This is a genomic window from Pseudorhodoplanes sp. (assembly GCF_059499825.1).
Window position 1 is genome coordinate 133626 of the sequence record NZ_JCABZI010000020.1, and the last position, 18239, is coordinate 151864.

Here is an 18239-nt window from a genome sequence, read left to right on the forward strand (position 1 = left end):
CGGCATGGCCGGCCATTTCCGACCCTGAGGGTGACATCATGACCGCGCTCGATCCCATCACGAGATCCGTCGTTCAGCATCGGTTGCGCGCGATCGTCGATGAGGTCGGCGAGGCGATGCTGAGGACATCCTACTCGCAGATCCTCAATTCGAGCCGGGACTACTCCATCGCGATCTGTGATCGAAACAGCCGGCTTGTCGCGCAGGCCGATCATATCCCGATCCATATCGGCGCCCTGTCCTATGCGGTCGAGGCCGTCGAAAAGCGTTTCGAGACGATCGGACCGGGCGACGTCTTTCTTCTTAACGATCCTTATCACGGCGGCAGCCACCTGCCGGATCTCACGGCGTTCGTACCCGTCTTCGACGGCGAGCAGAGGCTGCTATGGGCTGTCGTGCGCGCGCATCACAGCGACATCGGGGGCGCCACCTATGGCGGCTACAACGCCGGGGCAACTGAAATCTACCAGGAAGGGCTGCGCGTGCCCCCGCTGCTGCTCTGCGAGGGAGGGCGGCAGCGCGACGATCTCGTCGATCTCCTGGCGCTCAACGTGCGCCATCCGCGCGATTTCAAGGGCGATCTCGCAGCCATGGTGGGCTCGGCCCGCCTGGGCGAAAAAAGGCTGATCCAGCTCTTTCGCGAGTTCGGCTCCGCTCTCGTCATGCACGCCATCGATGCGATCCTCGATTCCTCCGAGCGCCAGGCCAGGCATCAGATCGAGGGTTGGGAGGACGGCGTCTTCCACGGCGAGGCCTTTCTCGACGATGACGGGCGAGGCAATACCGATCTGCGGATCGCCGCGACGGTGACCAAGCGTGGCGGCGATATCGAGGTGGACCTGACGGACTCTGCCGCGCAGACCGAAAGCTTCGTCAACTCGCCCTATGCCAACACGCAGTCAGCGGTCGTCATGGCGCTGGCCTACTTGCTCGATCCTGCTATTCCGAAGAACTCCGGTACGTTCCGGGTCCTGTCGGTGAAGTTGAAACAGGGCACCATCGTCCTTCCCGATCCCGGTCATGCCGTGACCATGTGCACCAATCACCCGGCGAGCGAGATCGCCGAGGCGGTGATCAAGGCGCTGAGCCAGTCCTGTCCGGGGCAGACAATGGCCGGCTGGGGCAAGCGCTTCAGGATCGCGATACAGGGTGTGGATCCGCGCACGGACAAGGACTTCATCTGGCATCTCTTCCACGCCCGGCCGGGCGGCGGCGGATCGTCCTCGGGCGACGGCTGGTCGTCGGTCGGAGACTGGCCGAGCGCGGGCGCCGCGAAGTTCGGCAGCATCGAGGATGCCGAAGTCCGGTTTCCACTGTTCTTTGAGCGGCATGAATTCCTGCCGGACAGCGGCGGCGACGGCAAATATCGCGGCGGACTGGGCGTGGCGCTCGATCTGTGCATCGAGACGCAGCAGCCGGCGAAGGCCAATACGGCCGGCGACGGCGTGAAATACGGCGCGACGGGAATGCTGGGCGGCCAGGACGGCGCGCCGCATGCGTATCGCCTTCTCGCGGCAGGAATGGAGCCGCGCGTGTTTCGAACTAAGGAAGTCGGAGTTTCGATCCCCGCCGGCGCTAAGATCGAGGTCAGGTCGGCCGGCGGCGGCGGCTGGGGAGCTCCGGACGAGCGCGATCCTCAGGCTCGGCGCCTGGATGCCCTGAACGAGATGACGACCAGCGCCGAAGTCGGAGAAGGCTGAGCCATGTCCACCACCTACGTTCTGGGCGTCGATGTCGGCGGCACTTTCACCGATCTTGTCGCGATTTCCGGCGAAGGCGTCGTCACCTTTACCAAATCGCCCTCGACGCTCGAGGATCAATCGGCCGGCGTCATCGCCGGCATCGAGGACCTGGCGCGGCATCTTGGCCTAACGGCCGGCGAACTGCTGTCTCGAACCGAACGTTTCGTCCACGGGACGACAGTCGCAACAAACGCCTTGCTGGAACGCAAGGGGGCGGAGGTCGCCTTGCTGACCACGCAAGGGCATCGTGACATCTTGGAGATGCGAGAGGGGCTGAAGCCGGATCGCTACAACCTCCGCATGGCGCCGATCGAGCCGCTGGTTGCGCGCCACCGTCGCCTCGGCGTCGTCGAGCGCATCGATGCCGCCGGCGAGGTTCGCACGCCGCTGGATCGCGCCTCGCTCTCGCAGGCCATCGAGAAGATCAAGGCGCTGGGCGTGAACTCGGTCGCTGTGTGCTATCTGCATGCCTATCGCAACCCGCGGCACGAGATCGAGACTGTCGAGGCTCTGCGGAAGGCCCTGCCCGAGCTCTATGTCTCCCGGTCCAGCGAAGTTCTGCCGGAGATCAAGGAATACGAGCGCATCTCGACCACGGTCGTGAACGCCTATGTCGGCCCGGCGGTGCAGAAATATCTCAGGCGGCTGAAGAACCGCCTCGGCGAACACGGGTTTTTCGGCAATCTGTTCGTCATTCTCTCGCATGGCGGCATGGTGCCGATCGAGCAGGCCGGCCGTCTCGCGGCGGCGACCGTCCTCTCGGGCCCGGCCGGCGGCATCGCCGGCGCGCTGCGCTGCGCCGCCCTTCTCGACACGCACGACATCGTGCCCTTCGACATGGGTGGAACCAGCACCGACGTGTCGCTGATCGCCGGCGGCGTCACGTCGCTGACGTCGGCTGGCGGCCTCGCCGGTGAGCGCATTGCGCTGCGAAGCCTCGACATCGCCAGCGTCGGAGCCGGCGGTGGCTCCATCGCCAGCGTAGATGCGGGCGGCACGCTGCATGTCGGGCCTGAAAGCGCGGGTTCCGTTCCCGGGCCGGCCTGCTACGGCCGGGGCGGGACCAAGGCAACGGTTACCGACGCCAACCTGGCGCTCGGCTATCTCGACCCGGCCAAATTTCTCGGCGGAAAGCGGCAACTGGACCGGCAGGCGACCGAGCGCGCGATCGAAGCCCTGGCGGGCCAGCTGGGCCTGTCGAGCCATCAGACGGCCGCCGGAATATATCGCCTGATCAATCAGAAGATGGCCGACGGCGTGCGCATCGTCACCTTGCGGCGCGGCGTCGATCCCAGGCGGTTCGCCCTGTTGAGCTTCGGCGGGGCGGCCGGGCTGCATGTCGCCGAGGTCGCGCGCGAGCTCGAGATCAAGCGCGTCCTCGTGCCGAACGTCGCCTCGGTGCTCTCGGCCTGGGGCATGCTCCAGAGCGATCTGCGTTTCGAACTCTCGCAGACCTTCTTCAATGCCGGGGGGCGCCGTGCCGACGCGGCCTCGTTGCGTTCGCTGTTCGACGATCTGGAGGCGCGGACCCGCGATCAGGTAAAGGGCTGGTTCGACGGGCCCCTTCGCTTCGAGCGCTGGGGAGAGATGCGCTATGGCGAGCAAATCTTTGCGATCGACGTGCGGCTCGACGACATGGCCTGGGACGGCGACAATCTGGTTCAGGACATCGAGAACGCCTATCATCGCCGGCACGCCGAACTGTACACCTACTCCTCGCCCGAGCAGGAGGTGGTGTTCGCCAATGCCAGGGTCGCGGCAGTGGGCATATCGTCCGCCGGAAACGAGCTGATGACGGTCGCAACGTTGCGCAAGCCGGCCGAGCCCAGCTATCGCGACGCCTTCTTCGGCCGCTGGAGGCGGACCGCCGTATACCAGCTCCCCGATCTGGCGGCGCGTCAGCACATCACAGGACCCGCGATCGTCGAATCCGAAACGACGACCGTCGTCATCGGCGAAAACGATGTGGCGCGTGTGGACGACAAGGGCTGGCTCGACATCGCGATCGGCTGAACGCGAGGCGAAGGCGGATCGCCTGCCGCTCGGCCGTCCATCGCCGGCATGAGGTGTCGCGAGCGCTCATTCACAGCGGAAGGCGAATTTCGTGGCCTTCCGCCTTCGTGATTCAGGCGTGCCTTCCTCGACACATCGCCGAAGATCGTCTCGCGGCGACGACCTGACCCGCTCCACGCATCGCCATGCCTGCGAGCCCTTTGGTGCAAGCGTGACGCGCGCGGCCGGACAGCAAACTGCCGCTGCGACGGTATGCCATGGCGCCGTGTCTCGATGAAGCGATCTTCGGGAAAGACGGCGCGACAGCCAGGAAACGGGCTTGTCGTCGCCCAACGGGTCCCTGCGCAAACCGTGCGGCAGGCAGCTTCCATGATGTCCCCAGATCGCGGTCCTGGCCTCGCGGTGAACGAAAAATCCAAAAGGCCGGACATGTGATCCCTTGCGGGCCAGCGGACGGACCGTAATGCTCTCGAATTAGTTCGAAACGCTAAAATAGGCCTTATAAAAAATACGATATTCCATTTTGGGCGCTCAACTTGATAAAATCCGTGTCAGGCGACGTCTGAACGAAGCCTTTCGGTCGTCACCAGATCCGGCGCCGTTTGAACGATGAAACGAGACATCATGGCAGGCAGTCCAGCCGAACCCGGTCGTGAGGCGCTCAACGGCGTTTTCTGTGCGGCTGCGACGCCGCTCAACGCCGACCTCTCTGTCGATCACGCATTGCTGGCGCTGCATGCCGAAAATCTGCTTGTCGACGGTTGCGACGGTATTGCGCTGTTGGGAACGACTGGCGAGGCGACCTCCTTCACGACGCGCGAGCGCATGGAGATACTTGAAAAGGTCGTCGCCGCGGGTATCGAGCCCGCCAGGCTGGCGCCCGGCACCGGCGCCGCATCGGTGTTCGACACGATCGAGCTCACGCGTCATGCGCTGTCCTGCGGCGTGAACCGCGTGCTGATGCTTCCGCCGTTCTACTACAGAAACGTGGCGGAGGACGCGCTCGTGTCGAGCTATTCCTTCATCGTCGACCGCGTGAACGACCCGGCTTTACAGGCGGTGCTCTATCATATTCCGCAGATGAGCGGCGTCGCCATCACGCCGGCGGTGGTCCGGCGGTTGCTCGACCGGTTCGGCGGCGTCATCGCGGGCATCAAGGACTCATCTGCCGATCTTGCGAATGCGACCGCTCTGATCGAGCAGCTTCCGGGCTTCCCGGTTCTCGTCGGAGCCGATCCCTTGATGTTGCCGACCCTGGCGATCGGCGGCGCCGGCTGCATCACCGCGACCAGCAATTTCGTCGCGCGCGACCTTGCCGAGATCTATCGACATAATTGCGATCGGGCTCAGGCCGAGCGTGTCGACGCCCTGCAGCGGCGCATTACCGAAGCGCGTCGTTTGACGTCCGGCCATGCCCAGATTTCCTCGGTCAAGTCGGCTTTGGCCCATCTTCACGGCCAAGCCGGCTGGCTGCGTGTCCGGCCGCCGCAGATGAGCCTTGATCAGGCCCGGGCGGGCGAGGTCGGCCGGGCCGTCGGCGCGTTGTTGTCTTCGCCGCTCGCCGCTTCTTGCGTTGCATGAGATGAGTGCCATGATGCCGCAAATTGCCGCCTTGGATGCCAAGTTTTCCAACGAAGCCGGGCTCGTCTTGTCGCGTGCGCTCGAAAGCGTCGAGGAGCCGGCGACCATTGGCATGAGCGCGAGGGCGCGCACGCTGGCGGCCCAAGGCCGCAGCGTGATCTCGCTGAGCATGGGCGAGCCCGATTTCGACACGCCCGAAAACGTCAAGGATGCCGCGATCGCCGCCATTCGCCGCGGTGAGAACAGATACACGCCGATTGCCGGCATTCCGGCTCTGCGGAGTGCCATCGCGCAGAAATTCAGGCGCGATAACAGCCTAGATTACGCCGCGAACCAGACGATCGCCAGCACCGGCGGCAAGCAGATCATCTTCAACGCGATGGTCTCGACCCTGAATGCCGGCGACGAGGTCATCGTTCCCGCGCCTTATTGGGTGTCCTACCCGGACATCGTGACATTCTGCGGCGCCGTACCGATTTTCGTGCAGACCGCCGAGAGCGACCGTTTCAAGCTGAGCGCCGAGACGCTGGAAGCGGCGATCACGCCGCGCACGCGCTGGCTTATCCTGAACTCGCCGTCGAACCCGACCGGCGCCGTCTACGGCAAGGCCGAGCTGCAGGCGATCGCCGATGTCCTGCTGCGGCATCCCGATGTCTGGATCCTAACAGACGACATGTATGAGCACATAATCTATGTCGATCAGCCTTTCCGCACGATTGCCGAAGTCGAGCCGCGCCTTTACGACCGGACCCTGACGATGAACGGGCTGTCGAAAGCCTATTCGATGACGGGCTGGCGGCTCGGCTACGCTGCCGGTCCGGTCAAGCTGATCGAGGCCATGGAGAAGGCGCAGGTCCAGCAGACCTCGGGCGCCTCGGTAATCACTCAATGGGCAGCGGTCGAGGCGCTGACGGGGACGCAAGACGTCATCGCCGAGCGCCGCGACGAGTTCCGGCGGCGGCGCGATCTCGTCGTCGGTCTGCTCCGTCATATCCCCTTGCTGGACTGCGGATCGCCTGAAGGGGCGTTCTATGCGTTCCCGGCTTGTGGAAAGGTCGTCGGCCGCCGCGCCGTCTCCGGAAAGATCATCGCCGACGATTATGATTTCGCGCTCGAGCTGCTGAGCGAAGCGGGCGTCGCCGTCGTTCCGGGCATCGCCTTCGGCGTCGCTTCGCATTTTCGGGTTTCGTTCGCCGGATCCGACAATCAGCTCACCGAAGGTTGCGCGCGCATTCGAAATTTCTGCTCCAGCTTGTCATAAGGCAGCCGCCTATGAAGCGTGTCGCGTCACTGCTTTATTCCCTGGTCCTCATGACCGCCGTTGCGGCCATGAAGGCGGTTCCCACGATTCTGGGGATCGTGATCCTCTGTTTCCTGTTCCTGCAGCTGGTGCCTGGAGATGCGGCTGATGTGCTCGCTGCCCAGTCGGGCTCTGCTACCGCGGAAAGCATGGCGGCGCTTCGCGAGCGGTTCGGTCTCGATCAAGCCGTTCTGACGCAGCTTTTCAATTACATCGCACACCTCGTCCGGCTCGATCTGGGAACCTCGACCCGCTATGGCGGTCCCGTCACCGCGTTGATCGTCGAGCGGCTGCCCAACACCCTGGCGCTGATGGTCTTCGCCCTGGGCTTGGCCCTGGTGATCGGCGTCGTCCTGGGGGCGATCATGGCGGCCAATGTCGGGCGATGGCCCGACCAGCTACTCTCCTTCGTCGTGCTGGTGCTCTATTCCACGCCGGGGTTTTGGATCGGCCTGATGGCCATCATCCTGTTCTCGGTCAAATTGGGTTGGCTCCCGGACCATGGCAGTGAGACGCTCGGGGTCCAGTTGGACGGCTGGGCCTATTACGCGGACCGGGCCCGCTACCTCGTCATGCCCGCCTTGGCGATGTCGTCCTTCTTCATCGCGATCTATGCGCGACTGATGCGCGCCACGCTGCTGGAGGTCCAGATGCAGGACTACATCCGCACGGCCGTCGCCAAGGGGCTCAACCCCCTGCTGATCTACAGGCGGCATGCGGTCAGAAATGCGCTGATCCCCGTCACGACGATGGCCGGACTGCATATCGGCAACCTGTTGGGCGGCGCGATCGTCGTCGAATCGGTTTTCGGCTGGACCGGCATGGGTCGTCTGGCAGTCGAGGCCGTGGAGGGGCGCGACTTCAATCTGCTCCTCGGCGTCCTGTTGCTGTCCGCCATGCTGGTGATCATCGCTAATTATACGGTCGACCTGGTTCAGGCACTGCTCGACCCTCGGATACGAGACCAGACATGACCACCGATTCAGAACATTCGGGAGCGTCCGTCGGCGTGCATGGTTCGAGCCGGGGCAGCCAAAGCGTGCTGCGCAGGGTCGGCCGTATTGTGGTCGGGAATCCCGCCTTCCTGATCGGGACGATGATCTTTCTCCTGGTCGTCGTTCTCGCCATCGGCGCGCCTTGGCTGGCTCCTTACGATCCGCAGGATATCGTCACGGACGCCTTGATATGGCCGGGGACCGCCGCGGGTTTCCCGCTCGGCAGCGACAGCCTCGGACGCGACATCGTATCGGGGCTCGTTTGGGGCGCCCGCGTTTCGCTCTTCGTCGGTCTCTCGGCCGCGAGCGTCGGCCTGGCGATCGGTGTGCTGGTCGGCGCGTTCAGTGGTTATTTCGGCGGCCGCGTCGATGCGGCCGGCTTGCGGCTGATGGAGCTCTTCCAGACCGTCCCAAGCTTCCTTCTGGTCATCGTGATCGTGGTGATCGGGGGGCCCACGATCGGGATGATCGCCTTCGCCGCTGGCTTGTCCTCCTGGCCCGTGATCGGCCGTCTGGTTCGAGCGGAATTCCGCGGACTTCGCGGGGCCGAATTCGTTCTCAGCGCCAAGGTGCTCGGCTACTCGGTGCCGCGGATCATCTTCGGTGAAATCCTGCCGAACATGATGGCGCCCATCGTGGTCACGATCTCGGTGCTCGTCGCGAACGCTATCCTTATCGAGGCGGCGCTGTCGTTCCTCGGCCTCGGGGACCCCAGCGTCGTGAGCTGGGGCACGATGATCCGCGACGGCCGGCTGCTGCTTCGCTCCAGCTGGTACCTCTCCGCGATCCCCGGTCTGGCCATTTCGCTGACCGTGCTTTCGCTCAATCTCGTCGGAGACGGACTGAATGATCTGCTCAATCCGAGGCGTGGAAACAGCTGAACGCGCACCGATCTCTTTGCCTTCGACCGCAGCAGCACCAGGGGAGCACACAATGGAAAAGAGTTTCGACCAATTATCGCGCCGCGAGGCGATCGCCTTGCTCGCCGCATCGGCCGCGATCGGCATCGGCCCGGCTCAGGCGCAGGACACGCCTCCGCAGCCTGTCCGCGGCGGCACGATGACGTTGCTGTTCGACCGGGAGCCGACATCGCTGGTGTCGTTCGCCGACACCAACAGCCTGCATGTCAGCGCCAAGGTCACGGAGGGGCTGCTCTGGTTCAACCAGGCGATGGAGCCGCAGCCTCAGCTCTCGACGGCCTGGACGGTGAGCGCCGACGGCCTCAGCTACGAGTTCAAGCTGCGTCCCAACGTGAAATGGCATGACGGACGCGATTTCACCTCCGCCGACGTCGCCTACAGCCTGATGAAGATCCGCGAGGTGCATCCGCGCGCGCGCAGCACGTTCGCGCAACTGGACCGGGTCGAGACGCCGGATGCGCTGACGGCCATTCTGAAGCTGAACCGGCCGGTGCCGTATATGATCCGCGCCTTGTGCGCGGCCGAGACGCCGATCGTGCCCAAGCATATCTATGAGGGGACCGACCCCGCGTCGAACGCCAACGTGCGCGCGCCGATCGGCACCGGACCCTTCAAGTTCAAGGAATGGGTGCGAGGCAGCCACGTCGTCTACCTGCGCAACGAAGCGTACTGGGACCAGCCCAGGCCCTATCTGGACCAGCTCATCATCAAGTTCGTACCCGATGCGGCAGCCAGCGCCGTCGCGCTCGAAACGCAGTCGGCCGATGCGACCTATCGGACTCTGGTCCCGCTCAACGATGTGGAGCGGCTCAAGAAAGTGCCGCATCTGCGCTTCACGCAAGACGGCTACGCCTATTCGAACAACGTCATACCGATCACCTTCAATCTCGATAACCCGATCCTGTCGAACGTGAAGGTTCGCCAGGGCCTGGCGCGGGCGATCAATCGCGACGTCATTTGCCGCGTCGTCTTCTACAACATGCTGGCGCCCAACGAGTCTCCGATCGCGCCGTTCCTCAAAGCCTATCACGATCCGACGCCTGGTCCCTGGACCTTCGACGTCAAGGCGGCCGAGGCCCTTCTGGATGAGGCGGGGTATCCCCGCGGGAAGGACAACGTCCGCTTCCGGATGAATTTCGACGTCAGTCCGCTCACCGGCGAGAGCGTTCGGCTGGGCGAGTTCCTCCGCGCGGCGTTCAACCGGGTCGGGGTCTCGCTTCAGCTGAGAAGCTCGGACGCGTCGGCCTATTCGAAGCGCATCTACGGCGATCGGGATTTCGAGATCACGGCGAGCACGATCAGCAACCTGTTCGATCCGACCGTGGGTGTTCAGCGCCTGTACTGGTCCAAGAACATCCGCAAGGGCGTGCATGCGAGCAACGGGGCGGGTTACAGGAACGCCCGCGTCGACGAGCTGCTGGAGGCAGCGGCCGTGGAACTCGATGAGAAGAAGCGGCGCGAGCAATTCGTCGAGTTCCAGACCATCATCAAGACGGAAGTCCCCGAATACGTAATCGGAGTCCCCGTCTGGACGACCATCTACAACAAGCGCGCCTGGGGCCATTCGGTGACCGCCGACGGCCTGGAGGGCAACATGGCGCACGCCTTCGTCGTCCCCGGCTGAACGGCGCACGCCATCGGCCAGCATCAACGTGTCCGTACTCTCCAGCCGGATGCCGCCATGTGCCGGCATCCGGCTGGTTTCTCTCTATAACGAAAGCCATTGCCGAGCAGGTTCGGAGACGGAACGGAATGAGGATTGTCACCGAAGGCCTGCGCTTTCCCGAGGGGCCGGTCGCGATGCCCGATGGCGGCGTCGCTCTCGTCGAGATCGCGGCTCAGCGCATCGCGCGTGTCGGGCCTGACGGTTCGACCTCGACGATCGCCGATGTGCCGGGTGGTCCGAACGGACTCGCGGTCGGGCCGGACGGCCTCTTCTACGTCTGCAACAATGGCGGCTTCACCTTCGCGGAGACGGACGGTAATCTGCGCCCCGTCGCGCCGTCGGCCGATTACGAAACCGGCCGGATCGAGACCGTCGATCCCCGGACGGGCGAGGTCAAGCGTCTCTACGACCGCGTCGGCGATCACCGGCTTCGCGGCCCCAACGACCTGATGTTCGACGGCCAGGACGGTTTCTGGTTCACCGATCTCGGAAAATCCCGGCCGCGCGATCGCGATCACGGCGGCCTCTATTGGGCCGCGGCCGATGGATCCCACATCGTGGAGGCCGCCCACCCGATCCCCGGCGGCGGGAACGGCGTCGGCGTGTCCCCGGACGGCAAGACCGTCTATGTTGCGGAAACCGAGACCGGGCGCCTCTGGGCCTGGGACATTGGCGGCTCCGGCGTGCTCAGGAAGCGGCCTTGGCCGAGCCCGCATGGCGGGCGCCTCGTCTGCCAGCTGCCCGGCTATCGCCGCCTGGACAGCCTGGCCATCGCGGCCTCCGGCAATATCGTGGTCGCGACCCTGATAGCCGGCGAAATCACGACGATCTCTCCCGATGGCGACATCCTCGACGTCATGGCGATGCCCGACATCATGCCTACCAATATCTGTTTCGGCGGGCCGGACATGCGCACCGCCTGGATCACGCTGTCCTGCACGGGCCGTCTCGCAGAACTGACCTGGAGGGAGCCCGGCCTGCGTCTTCCCTTTCAGACAATACACTGAAACGGCGCAAGTAGCTTCCCAAGCGATAGAGAGATGCTCATGACCACGACCGCGGCTTCCGCCATCGCCTCACCGTCGCTCAAGGACGGAACCCTCTTTCGTCAAGCCAACCTGATCGGCGGCGAATGGATCTCGGCCGATGACGGCGCGACCATCGCCGTGACGGACCCGGCCAATGGCGCGGTGATCGGATCCGTTCCGTCTTTGGGCCGCCCGCAGGTCGCGAAGGCCATCGCGGCCGCCCACGCCGCGCAGGCGGCCTGGCGCGCCCGCACGGGCAAGGAGCGCGCGGCCATCCTGCGTCGCTTCTTCGAGCTGATGCTGGAGAACCAGGACGATCTCGCGCGGATCATGACGGCCGAGCAGGGCAAGCCTTTCGCCGAAGCCAAGGGCGAAATCGCCTATGCCGCGGGCTTCATCGAATGGTACGGCGAGGAGGCCAAGCGCATCTACGGCGACACGATACCCGCGCATCTGCCCGGCAAACGCATCATCGTGCAGAAGGAGCCGATCGGCGTCTTCGCCGCGATCACGCCCTGGAACTTCCCGGCGGCGATGATCACGCGCAAGGCCGGTCCCGGTTGGGCCGCCGGTTGCACCGGCGTGATCAGGCCCGCGAGCGAGACGCCTTTCTCGGCGCTGGCCCTCGGCGTCCTCGCCGAGCGGGCCGGCATGCCGGCAGGCGTCTGCAACATCGTGACCGGTCCGGCATCGGAGACAGGCAAGGAGCTTTGCGAGAACCCTCTGGTGCGCAAGCTCTCGTTCACGGGCTCGACGCGCGTCGGTTCGATCCTGCTGGCGCAATGCGCCCCGACGGTCAAGAAAACCAGCATGGAGCTCGGCGGCAATGCGCCCTTCATCGTCTTCGACGACGCCGACCTCGACGAGGCGGTCAAGGGCGCGCTGGCCTCGAAGTTCCGCAACACCGGCCAGACCTGCGTCTGCACCAATCGCTTCCTCGTCCAGAGCGGCGTCTACGAGCGCTTCGCCGAAAAGCTCGCGGCGGCAGTGGCGCAGTTGAGCGTCGGCGACGGCATGACGGAAGGCGTGACGCAGGGGCCGCTCATCAGCGAGGCCGCGCTCGGCAAGGTCGAGGCGCATATCGCGGACGCCCTCTCGCGCGGCGCCCGCATCCTAGCCGGCGGAAAGCGCCATGCGCTTGGCCACAACTTCTTCGAACCCACGATCCTCGCGGATGTGCCGGGCTCGGCGCAGCTCTTCCGAGAGGAAACCTTCGGCCCCCTCGCGCCGCTGATTCGGTTCGACACGGAAGACGAGGCGATCCGGCTGGCCAACGACACCGAGTTCGGCCTCGCCGCCTATTTCTACACGCGCGACGTCGGCCGGGTCATGCGCGTATCAGAGGCGATCGAGGCCGGCATCATCGGCATCAACGAGGGGCTGATCTCGACCGAAGTGGCGCCCTTCGGCGGCGTCAAGGCATCGGGCCTGGGGCGCGAAGGCTCGAAATACGGGATCGAGGACTATCTCGAGATCAAATACCTCTGCCTCGGCGGACTTTAAAAACGCCTTCCATCGGAACTCCTGCAATGTAGTTCGGCACGAAACCCTGCGATGGAAAAGAATATAGAGTCACGCTCAGCCGTTTTTTATCGTTGGCAAAGCCGTCACGATCCGCTTCACCTCACCACGCCGACGAATCGTTCTCATCTGCAATGACGTCTCCGCTACGTGCACTTCTGTTCAACTACCCACTCGACCTGAAGGAATTCGATAAATGACGATTCAACGCATTCAAACCGGTGCCCGCATGTCGAAGGTCGTCGTGCACGGCAATACGGTCTATCTGTCCGGCCAGGTCGCGACGCAGAATGCGGGCAAGAGCGTGACCGAGCAGACCTCCGAAATTCTGGCAATCATCGACGGCCTTCTCGCCGAAGCGGGTACCGACAAGTCGAAGGTTCTTTCGGCCAATATCTGGCTCAGCGACATCGCGACCTTCGGCGAGATGAACGCGGTCTGGGACAGCTGGGTTTCGCCAGGACAGGCGCCAGCGCGGGCGACGGTGGAGGCGAAGCTGGCGGCACCGAAGTACACGGTCGAGATCGCCGTGATCGCGGCGCGCTGATCCGTTTCAACCGGCGCTCCGCCCGTCACGATACCGTGCCGGGCGGAGCGCCAAATGCGGTAGCGACCCGCTCTCAGATGATACTGATGGATAAGTATGCCGCTAAGCTCGTTGTTTAGGAATTGAATGAAGTAATCGTTTCGTATAAACGTGCTCGGGTCTGTTCCAGATATCGTCGTAATTGCCGCGTTCGACAACTTCGCCTTTCAGCATCACGATGATCTCGTCGCAAAAGAACTGCACGATCGACAGGTCGTGAGATATAAATAGATACGACAGTTTGAATTCCTGCTTCAACGCGACGAGCAAGTTCAAGACCTGGCTTCGGATCGAAACATCCAGCGCGGAAACGGGTTCGTCCAGAATGACCAATTCCGGGCGCAGGATCAGAGCGCGGGCGATCCCGATCCGTTGTTTCTGGCCGCCGGAAAATTCATGGGGAAAGCGCTTCAGCGCATTCCTGGGAAGACCGACCGCGTCGAGGATCGTCCCGATCCGCTTTTGCCGCTCGGAGGAATCTCGCACGCCATGGACACGCAGCGGCACGTCGAGAAGCGTCTGCACGGATCGCCGTGGATTGAGAGAGGCGGACGGATCCTGGAAAACCATCTGCATGCGTCGTCGATAAGGCCGCATTTCGCGGTCGCCGAACCTAGTTATGTCGACGCCTGCAAAGCGGATCGAACCGGACTGGCACTCGACGAGACGCATGATCGCCTTGGAAAGCGTGGATTTCCCGCAACCCGACTCGCCGACCAGCCCGATTGTTTGGCCGGCATCGACACTTATGGAGACATTGTTCAAGGCGTGGTGCACCGCGCCCCGCTGCCGATACACGACGTTGAGGTTCTCGACGGAAAGCAGTGTCACGTATCGACCTCGGGATGAAAGCAGGCGGCGGAATGTCCCGGTCCGAGCAGGCTGAGAGACGGGTGCCGATCGCGGCATGTAGGCTCGGCGCGTCCGCAGCGCGGCGCAAAACTGCAGCCGGGCTGATACCGGGCGGAAAAGGCCGTGCCTGGAATCTCGTAGAGCCGGGCCGTGTCGTAGTGTCCGACATGGCTGGCGCGCGACGCGCCGATCAGGCCGCTGGAATAGGGATGCGCGGGCGAACGGAAGATCCGGGCGACCGAAGCCGTCTCGACGATGCGCCCGCCATACATCACGCAGACCCGGTCGGCCCATTGGGCGACGACTCCGAGATCGTGCGTGATCAGGATAACCGACATGGAGAGCTCGCGACGGAGCGTGTTCAGGAGATCCATGACCTGGGCTTGAATGGTGACGTCGAGCGCCGTCGTCGGCTCATCGGCGATCAGCAGGCCGGGATTGCAGGATATCGCAATGGCGATGGCGATACGCTGACGCATTCCGCCCGAAAAATGATGCGGATACTGGTCGAAGCGTTTGCCCGGCTCGCGAATTCCGACCAGTTCGAAGATCTCTTGAACGCGTTTGCGCGCTGCTGATTTGGACAGGCCGAGGTGCCGAAGCAATGGTTCGGCGACCTGCGTCCCGACCGTCAGAAGCGGATTGAGCGAGGTCATTGGCTCCTGCAGGACGAGCCCGATCTTTCGCCCCCGAATGTCCCGCATGTCGCGTTCGGTGGCAGCAGCGAGATCGACGCCGCCGAAGTCGATGCTGCCGCCGGTGATCTGCGCGCCTTTGGGCAGAAGGCGGGTGATCGCGAAAGCCGTCAGCGACTTGCCGCAGCCGGACTCGCCCACCAGCGCGAGCATCTCGCCGCGCTCGACCTGGAACGTCACGCCTTTGACAAGCGGGACCGCCTTGATCCCGACATGGAGATCGCAGACGCGCAACGTCGGATCATCGCTCATGACTGGTTCTTCCGCGGGTTGAGAGCGTCATTCAGCCCGTCGCCGATCAGATTCATTGCGGCTACCAGTATCGTCGTCGCAGCGCCGGGGATGGCTGCGACAGACCAGGCGGTACGCAGCAGCGAGCGCCCGTCCCCGATCATCGATCCCCAACTGATCATGTCGGGATCTCCGAGGCCGAGGAACGACAGGCCGGCCTCTGTCAGGATCGCGTTCGCTGCGAGAAAAGACGTCGCCACGATGACGGGCGGGAGCGCGCTCGGCAGCATCTCGAGAAAGATGATCCTGAGCCGGCCGTATCCCAAGGCCTTGGCGGCGAGCACGAAGTCGGCTTCGCGTAACGATCTGAACTCGGCGCGGACCAGGCGCGCGATCATCGGCCAGGACGAGACGCCGATCGCGATGGCGATGATCGGCAGCGAGGGCGACCAGATCGTCACAAGGACGATCACCAGCAGAAAAGAGGGAATGGTCTGGAACACCTCGGTGACGCGCACGGTGGCGTCTTCCACGACCCCGCCGAGATAGCCGCCGACCGCGCCGACCAGCGTGCCGATGACGAGCCCCACCAACGCAGCCGACAGACCTATGAACAGGGACGCTCTCGCGCCATGGGCAAGGCCCGCGGCGAGGTCGGTGCCTAGAGAGCCCGTGCCCAGCAGAAACGCGCCGTCCTCGAACGGGGGCAGCATCGGCGTGCCGATCATCTGCCGGGGATCGCCGGGGAAAAGCCAGGGAGCCAGCAACGCCATGAGCGCGACGCAAGCCAGAACAGTCAGGCCGACCATGAGCGGGACGTTGTGTAGCACGCGCGTCAACCCCGTGCCTTGCGTCGGCAAGAGCGGAACGTCGCCGGGAGCGGTGGCGGTGAGCGAATTGCCTGCAGTCATGATCGCCTCTGAAGAGGATGACATCTCGCGCGACATCAACGCGACGCGATGCGCGGATCGATCCACATCTGAAGCAGGTCGATCAGCAGGTTGGCGAGCACGACCACGATGGACGAGAAGAGCAGCATCCCGAGAATGATCGGGAAATCGCGGGTCATCACCGAGTCCAGGGCAAGCCTGCCGAGGCCTGGCCAGTCGAAAACGGTCTCGACGACGATGGCGCCCCCGAGGATATTGCCGAAGTGAAGGCCGAGCATCGTGGTGATCGGCAACAACGCGTTGCGCAGCGCATGCCGAGACTGGATGGTGAAGGGATGCAGGCCTTTCGACCTGGCCATCCTGATGAAGTCCTGCTGCTGAACCTCGATCATGGAAGCCCGGGTCAGGCGCGCGTAGATAGCAGCGTAGAACATACCCAAGGTTGAGACCGGCAGGACGAGGTGATGCGCCCTGTCCAGTAACAGCGCCCAGCCGACATAGCCGGCGCCGAGCGTCATGCTTCCGCCGGTGGGAAACAGGCTCAACTTCACGGCGAATAGGACCACGGTCATCAGCCCCAGCCAGAAGGCCGGCATCGAATAGGAGAGAAGGAGCGTGGCCCACAGGATGCGATCGGGCCAGCGCCCCTCGAAGACGGACATGACCCAACCGCAGACGACGCCGATGCATACGGCGAAGACCAGCGCGAGCAGGACGAGGGACAGCGTCGCCGGAATGCGTTCGAGGATCAGAAAAGCGACCGGGGTATTATATTTCGTCGATATTCCCAGGTCGAAATGAAGTAGCCGCCCGAGATGCGATAGGAACTGTTGCAGAAGGCTGGTGTTCAATCCCAGTCGTTCCCGCATGGACGCCATCTGCTCCGCATTGGCCGAGCCGGCTGCCATCATGACGCTGTCGACGACGTCGCCCGGCAACATCTTCAGCAGGAAAAAGCTGACCAGCACCACGCCGAAGATCGTCAGCAGCGCCTGGCCGACAAACGCCATGAGCTTCCCGAATAAACTCGCCCTAAGCATGGTCATCCTTTAGGCAGCGGCCCGGCGCTCGATGCAAGCGCACGTTCATCGCGGCCGAGATCGAACGCCATTCAGGTCCACCGCAACCGATCGCCGGCGTCTGATCCAGCCCCGTCTCGCCGGCAAGGCCGAGCCTGTTCCGCGCCCCTTTCAGCTTCATCGAGAAATTATGATCAAATTCATTAATGTGTCAAATTCCAACTCGCGAGCATGAGTTCTGCTACTTGTTAGCGAAAAAAATAATTTTATAAAACAGATACTTATGTAAATTACGGCAGTAGAATGCCAAAGGTCCAAGTGCGGCACTTGACATAATAATGAACAGGTTCATTATTTTAGAGGTCGCACTATCGGCCCATCCACGCTGTCGTGCAACGAGACGTGATGCGTTTCAGGAAGCAGGCCGATGGTCCGTGTCGAGAGCTCAGCGCGCAGCTTGGGAAGGGGAGAGCAGTCCATGCAGCGACAGCCGTACCGCCCGGCGAAGCGAGCTCAAGGCCTGCGTCACATCCTCGGCGCCTTTCCCGACCCACTGCCGCAAATTGCCTTGGTGGATGAACCAGATGAATTCGGCGATTTCTTCCGGGGAGGCGAGGGGAAGAACCGTTCCTTCGATTTGTGCCGCTTCGATGCGGCGTGCGATGTTGAGCTTGATGCGGTCGATGAAGTCATCGTACTCGCGCGATTGCTTCCCGACAAAAAACAAGAATTCGCTCAACATGATTTTCCCGAGCTCCGGCTCACGGCTGTAAAGAAACAGGAACGGCAGGAATATCTGCATAAGCTGCTCGACGACCGGGCCGGCCCGATGAACGCCTTCGCTATCGGCCAGAGCCGCCTGAAAATCTTCGCGCATCGCCAGGTAGATCAGGTCGCGCTTGTTGTCCGCGTGCAGGAAAACAGTTCCGGACGCGACGCCCGCAAGTTTGGCGATGTCCGCAATCTTCGCGGCGTCGTAACCCTGCTTCGAGAATACATGGCGCGCCGCGCGCGCTATCGCGGTCAGCTTTTGCTGTTTGTTTGCGGCGCGCTTGCCGTGAAGCTTTACGTTCTTGTCCGTCTTCATATCCATAGTCTTGGATCATTCCGGCTTTTCAGGGATTTCGTCGGTAACTCAGCGGGATCATGAGCGTATAATTCAGGATATGTAATCGACCGGCAAATGTTTATCAACAAAAA

15 protein-coding genes are annotated in these 18239 nt (G+C 63.3%); 10 read left to right on the forward strand and 5 right to left on the reverse strand.

Translation table 11 applies throughout. The features are described 5' to 3' along the window. The first annotated feature begins 38 nt into the window (after nucleotides 1–38). The 10 genes from AC5I5I_RS24680 to AC5I5I_RS24725 all read left to right on the forward strand — a co-directional run bounded on the left by AC5I5I_RS24680 (nucleotide 39) and on the right by AC5I5I_RS24725 (nucleotide 13313). Nucleotides 39–1700 carry a hydantoinase B/oxoprolinase family protein gene (locus tag AC5I5I_RS24680; protein ID WP_495977593.1) on the forward strand — a complete coding sequence of 554 codons (1662 nt, stop codon included), beginning with the start codon at nucleotides 39–41 and terminating at the stop codon, nucleotides 1698–1700. A gap of 3 nt (nucleotides 1701–1703) precedes the next feature. Beyond that, nucleotides 1704–3755, forward strand: coding sequence for a hydantoinase/oxoprolinase family protein (locus tag AC5I5I_RS24685; RefSeq protein WP_495977595.1), 2052 nt, complete (start codon nucleotides 1704–1706; stop codon nucleotides 3753–3755). Between the two features lie 624 nt (nucleotides 3756–4379). Further along, complete coding sequence (locus tag AC5I5I_RS24690; protein ID WP_495977597.1) at nucleotides 4380–5336, forward strand: dihydrodipicolinate synthase family protein; 957 nt, start codon at nucleotides 4380–4382, stop codon at nucleotides 5334–5336. Nucleotides 5337–5349: 13 nt separating this feature from the next. Further along, nucleotides 5350–6597, forward strand: coding sequence for a pyridoxal phosphate-dependent aminotransferase (locus AC5I5I_RS24695; RefSeq protein WP_495977729.1), 1248 nt, complete (start codon nucleotides 5350–5352; stop codon nucleotides 6595–6597). Nucleotides 6598–6608: 11 nt separating this feature from the next. Further along, nucleotides 6609–7610, forward strand: a complete 1002-nt coding sequence (locus AC5I5I_RS24700; protein ID WP_495977599.1) for an ABC transporter permease — start codon at nucleotides 6609–6611, stop codon at nucleotides 7608–7610. Further along, nucleotides 7607–8512 (forward strand): ABC transporter permease, encoded by a 906-nt coding sequence (locus tag AC5I5I_RS24705; protein WP_495977601.1) that lies wholly within the window; start codon nucleotides 7607–7609, stop codon nucleotides 8510–8512. The genes AC5I5I_RS24700 and AC5I5I_RS24705 overlap by 4 nt, the downstream gene beginning before the upstream one ends. Nucleotides 8513–8564: 52 nt before the next feature. Continuing rightward, nucleotides 8565–10175, forward strand: coding sequence for an ABC transporter substrate-binding protein (locus tag AC5I5I_RS24710; protein WP_495977603.1), 1611 nt, complete (start codon nucleotides 8565–8567; stop codon nucleotides 10173–10175). Between the two features lie 128 nt (nucleotides 10176–10303). Then, complete coding sequence (locus AC5I5I_RS24715) at nucleotides 10304–11224, forward strand: SMP-30/gluconolactonase/LRE family protein (RefSeq protein WP_495977605.1); 921 nt, start codon at nucleotides 10304–10306, stop codon at nucleotides 11222–11224. A gap of 39 nt (nucleotides 11225–11263) precedes the next feature. Beyond that, a complete protein-coding gene (locus tag AC5I5I_RS24720; RefSeq protein ID WP_495977607.1) occupies nucleotides 11264–12748 on the forward strand; it encodes an NAD-dependent succinate-semialdehyde dehydrogenase in 1485 nt (494 codons plus the stop codon). Nucleotides 12749–12962: 214 nt separating this feature from the next. After that, the gene (locus AC5I5I_RS24725) at nucleotides 12963–13313 is read left to right on the forward strand and encodes a RidA family protein (protein WP_495977609.1); all 351 of its coding nucleotides are present in this window, start codon (nucleotides 12963–12965) and stop codon (nucleotides 13311–13313) included. A gap of 102 nt (nucleotides 13314–13415) precedes the next feature. Here AC5I5I_RS24725 and AC5I5I_RS24730 read toward each other — a convergent pair whose 3' ends face one another. The 5 genes from AC5I5I_RS24730 to AC5I5I_RS24750 all read right to left on the reverse strand — a co-directional run bounded on the left by AC5I5I_RS24730 (nucleotide 13416) and on the right by AC5I5I_RS24750 (nucleotide 18126). Then, the gene (locus AC5I5I_RS24730) at nucleotides 13416–14183 is read right to left on the reverse strand and encodes an ATP-binding cassette domain-containing protein (protein WP_495977611.1); all 768 of its coding nucleotides are present in this window, start codon (nucleotides 14181–14183) and stop codon (nucleotides 13416–13418) included. Continuing rightward, on the reverse strand, nucleotides 14180–15151 hold the full coding sequence (locus AC5I5I_RS24735) for an ABC transporter ATP-binding protein (RefSeq protein WP_495977613.1): 972 nt from the start codon (nucleotides 15149–15151) through the stop codon (nucleotides 14180–14182). Before AC5I5I_RS24735 ends, AC5I5I_RS24730 begins: the two co-directional genes overlap by 4 nt. After that, entirely contained in the window at nucleotides 15148–16041 is an 894-nt protein-coding gene (locus AC5I5I_RS24740) for an ABC transporter permease (RefSeq protein WP_495977614.1), read from the reverse strand. Before AC5I5I_RS24740 ends, AC5I5I_RS24735 begins: the two co-directional genes overlap by 4 nt. A gap of 35 nt (nucleotides 16042–16076) precedes the next feature. Next, on the reverse strand, nucleotides 16077–17030 hold the full coding sequence (locus AC5I5I_RS24745; RefSeq protein WP_495977616.1) for an ABC transporter permease: 954 nt from the start codon (nucleotides 17028–17030) through the stop codon (nucleotides 16077–16079). Nucleotides 17031–17484: 454 nt separating this feature from the next. After that, nucleotides 17485–18126, reverse strand: coding sequence for a TetR/AcrR family transcriptional regulator (locus AC5I5I_RS24750; protein WP_495977618.1), 642 nt, complete (start codon nucleotides 18124–18126; stop codon nucleotides 17485–17487). Nucleotides 18127–18239: the final 113 nt, after the last annotated feature.

What these genes read in the sequence shown, in the direction of transcription:
- AC5I5I_RS24680 (WP_495977593.1), top strand. Translation starts at nt 39, where the DNA reads ATGACCGCGCTCGATCCCATCACGAGATCCGTCGTTCAGCATCGGTTG.
- AC5I5I_RS24685 (WP_495977595.1), top strand. Translation starts at nt 1,704, where the DNA reads ATGTCCACCACCTACGTTCTGGGCGTCGATGTCGGCGGCACTTTCACC.
- AC5I5I_RS24690 (WP_495977597.1), top strand. Translation starts at nt 4,380, where the DNA reads ATGGCAGGCAGTCCAGCCGAACCCGGTCGTGAGGCGCTCAACGGCGTT.
- AC5I5I_RS24695 (WP_495977729.1), top strand. Translation starts at nt 5,350, where the DNA reads ATGCCGCAAATTGCCGCCTTGGATGCCAAGTTTTCCAACGAAGCCGGG.
- AC5I5I_RS24700 (WP_495977599.1), top strand. Translation starts at nt 6,609, where the DNA reads ATGAAGCGTGTCGCGTCACTGCTTTATTCCCTGGTCCTCATGACCGCC.
- AC5I5I_RS24705 (WP_495977601.1), top strand. Translation starts at nt 7,607, where the DNA reads ATGACCACCGATTCAGAACATTCGGGAGCGTCCGTCGGCGTGCATGGT.
- AC5I5I_RS24710 (WP_495977603.1), top strand. Translation starts at nt 8,565, where the DNA reads ATGGAAAAGAGTTTCGACCAATTATCGCGCCGCGAGGCGATCGCCTTG.
- AC5I5I_RS24715 (WP_495977605.1), top strand. Translation starts at nt 10,304, where the DNA reads ATGAGGATTGTCACCGAAGGCCTGCGCTTTCCCGAGGGGCCGGTCGCG.
- AC5I5I_RS24720 (WP_495977607.1), top strand. Translation starts at nt 11,264, where the DNA reads ATGACCACGACCGCGGCTTCCGCCATCGCCTCACCGTCGCTCAAGGAC.
- AC5I5I_RS24725 (WP_495977609.1), top strand. Translation starts at nt 12,963, where the DNA reads ATGACGATTCAACGCATTCAAACCGGTGCCCGCATGTCGAAGGTCGTC.
- AC5I5I_RS24735 (WP_495977613.1), bottom strand. Translation starts at nt 15,151, where the DNA reads ATGAGCGATGATCCGACGTTGCGCGTCTGCGATCTCCATGTCGGGATC.
- AC5I5I_RS24740 (WP_495977614.1), bottom strand. Translation starts at nt 16,041, where the DNA reads ATGACTGCAGGCAATTCGCTCACCGCCACCGCTCCCGGCGACGTTCCG.
- AC5I5I_RS24745 (WP_495977616.1), bottom strand. Translation starts at nt 17,030, where the DNA reads ATGGCGTTTGTCGGCCAGGCGCTGCTGACGATCTTCGGCGTGGTGCTG.
- AC5I5I_RS24750 (WP_495977618.1), bottom strand. Translation starts at nt 18,126, where the DNA reads ATGAAGACGGACAAGAACGTAAAGCTTCACGGCAAGCGCGCCGCAAAC.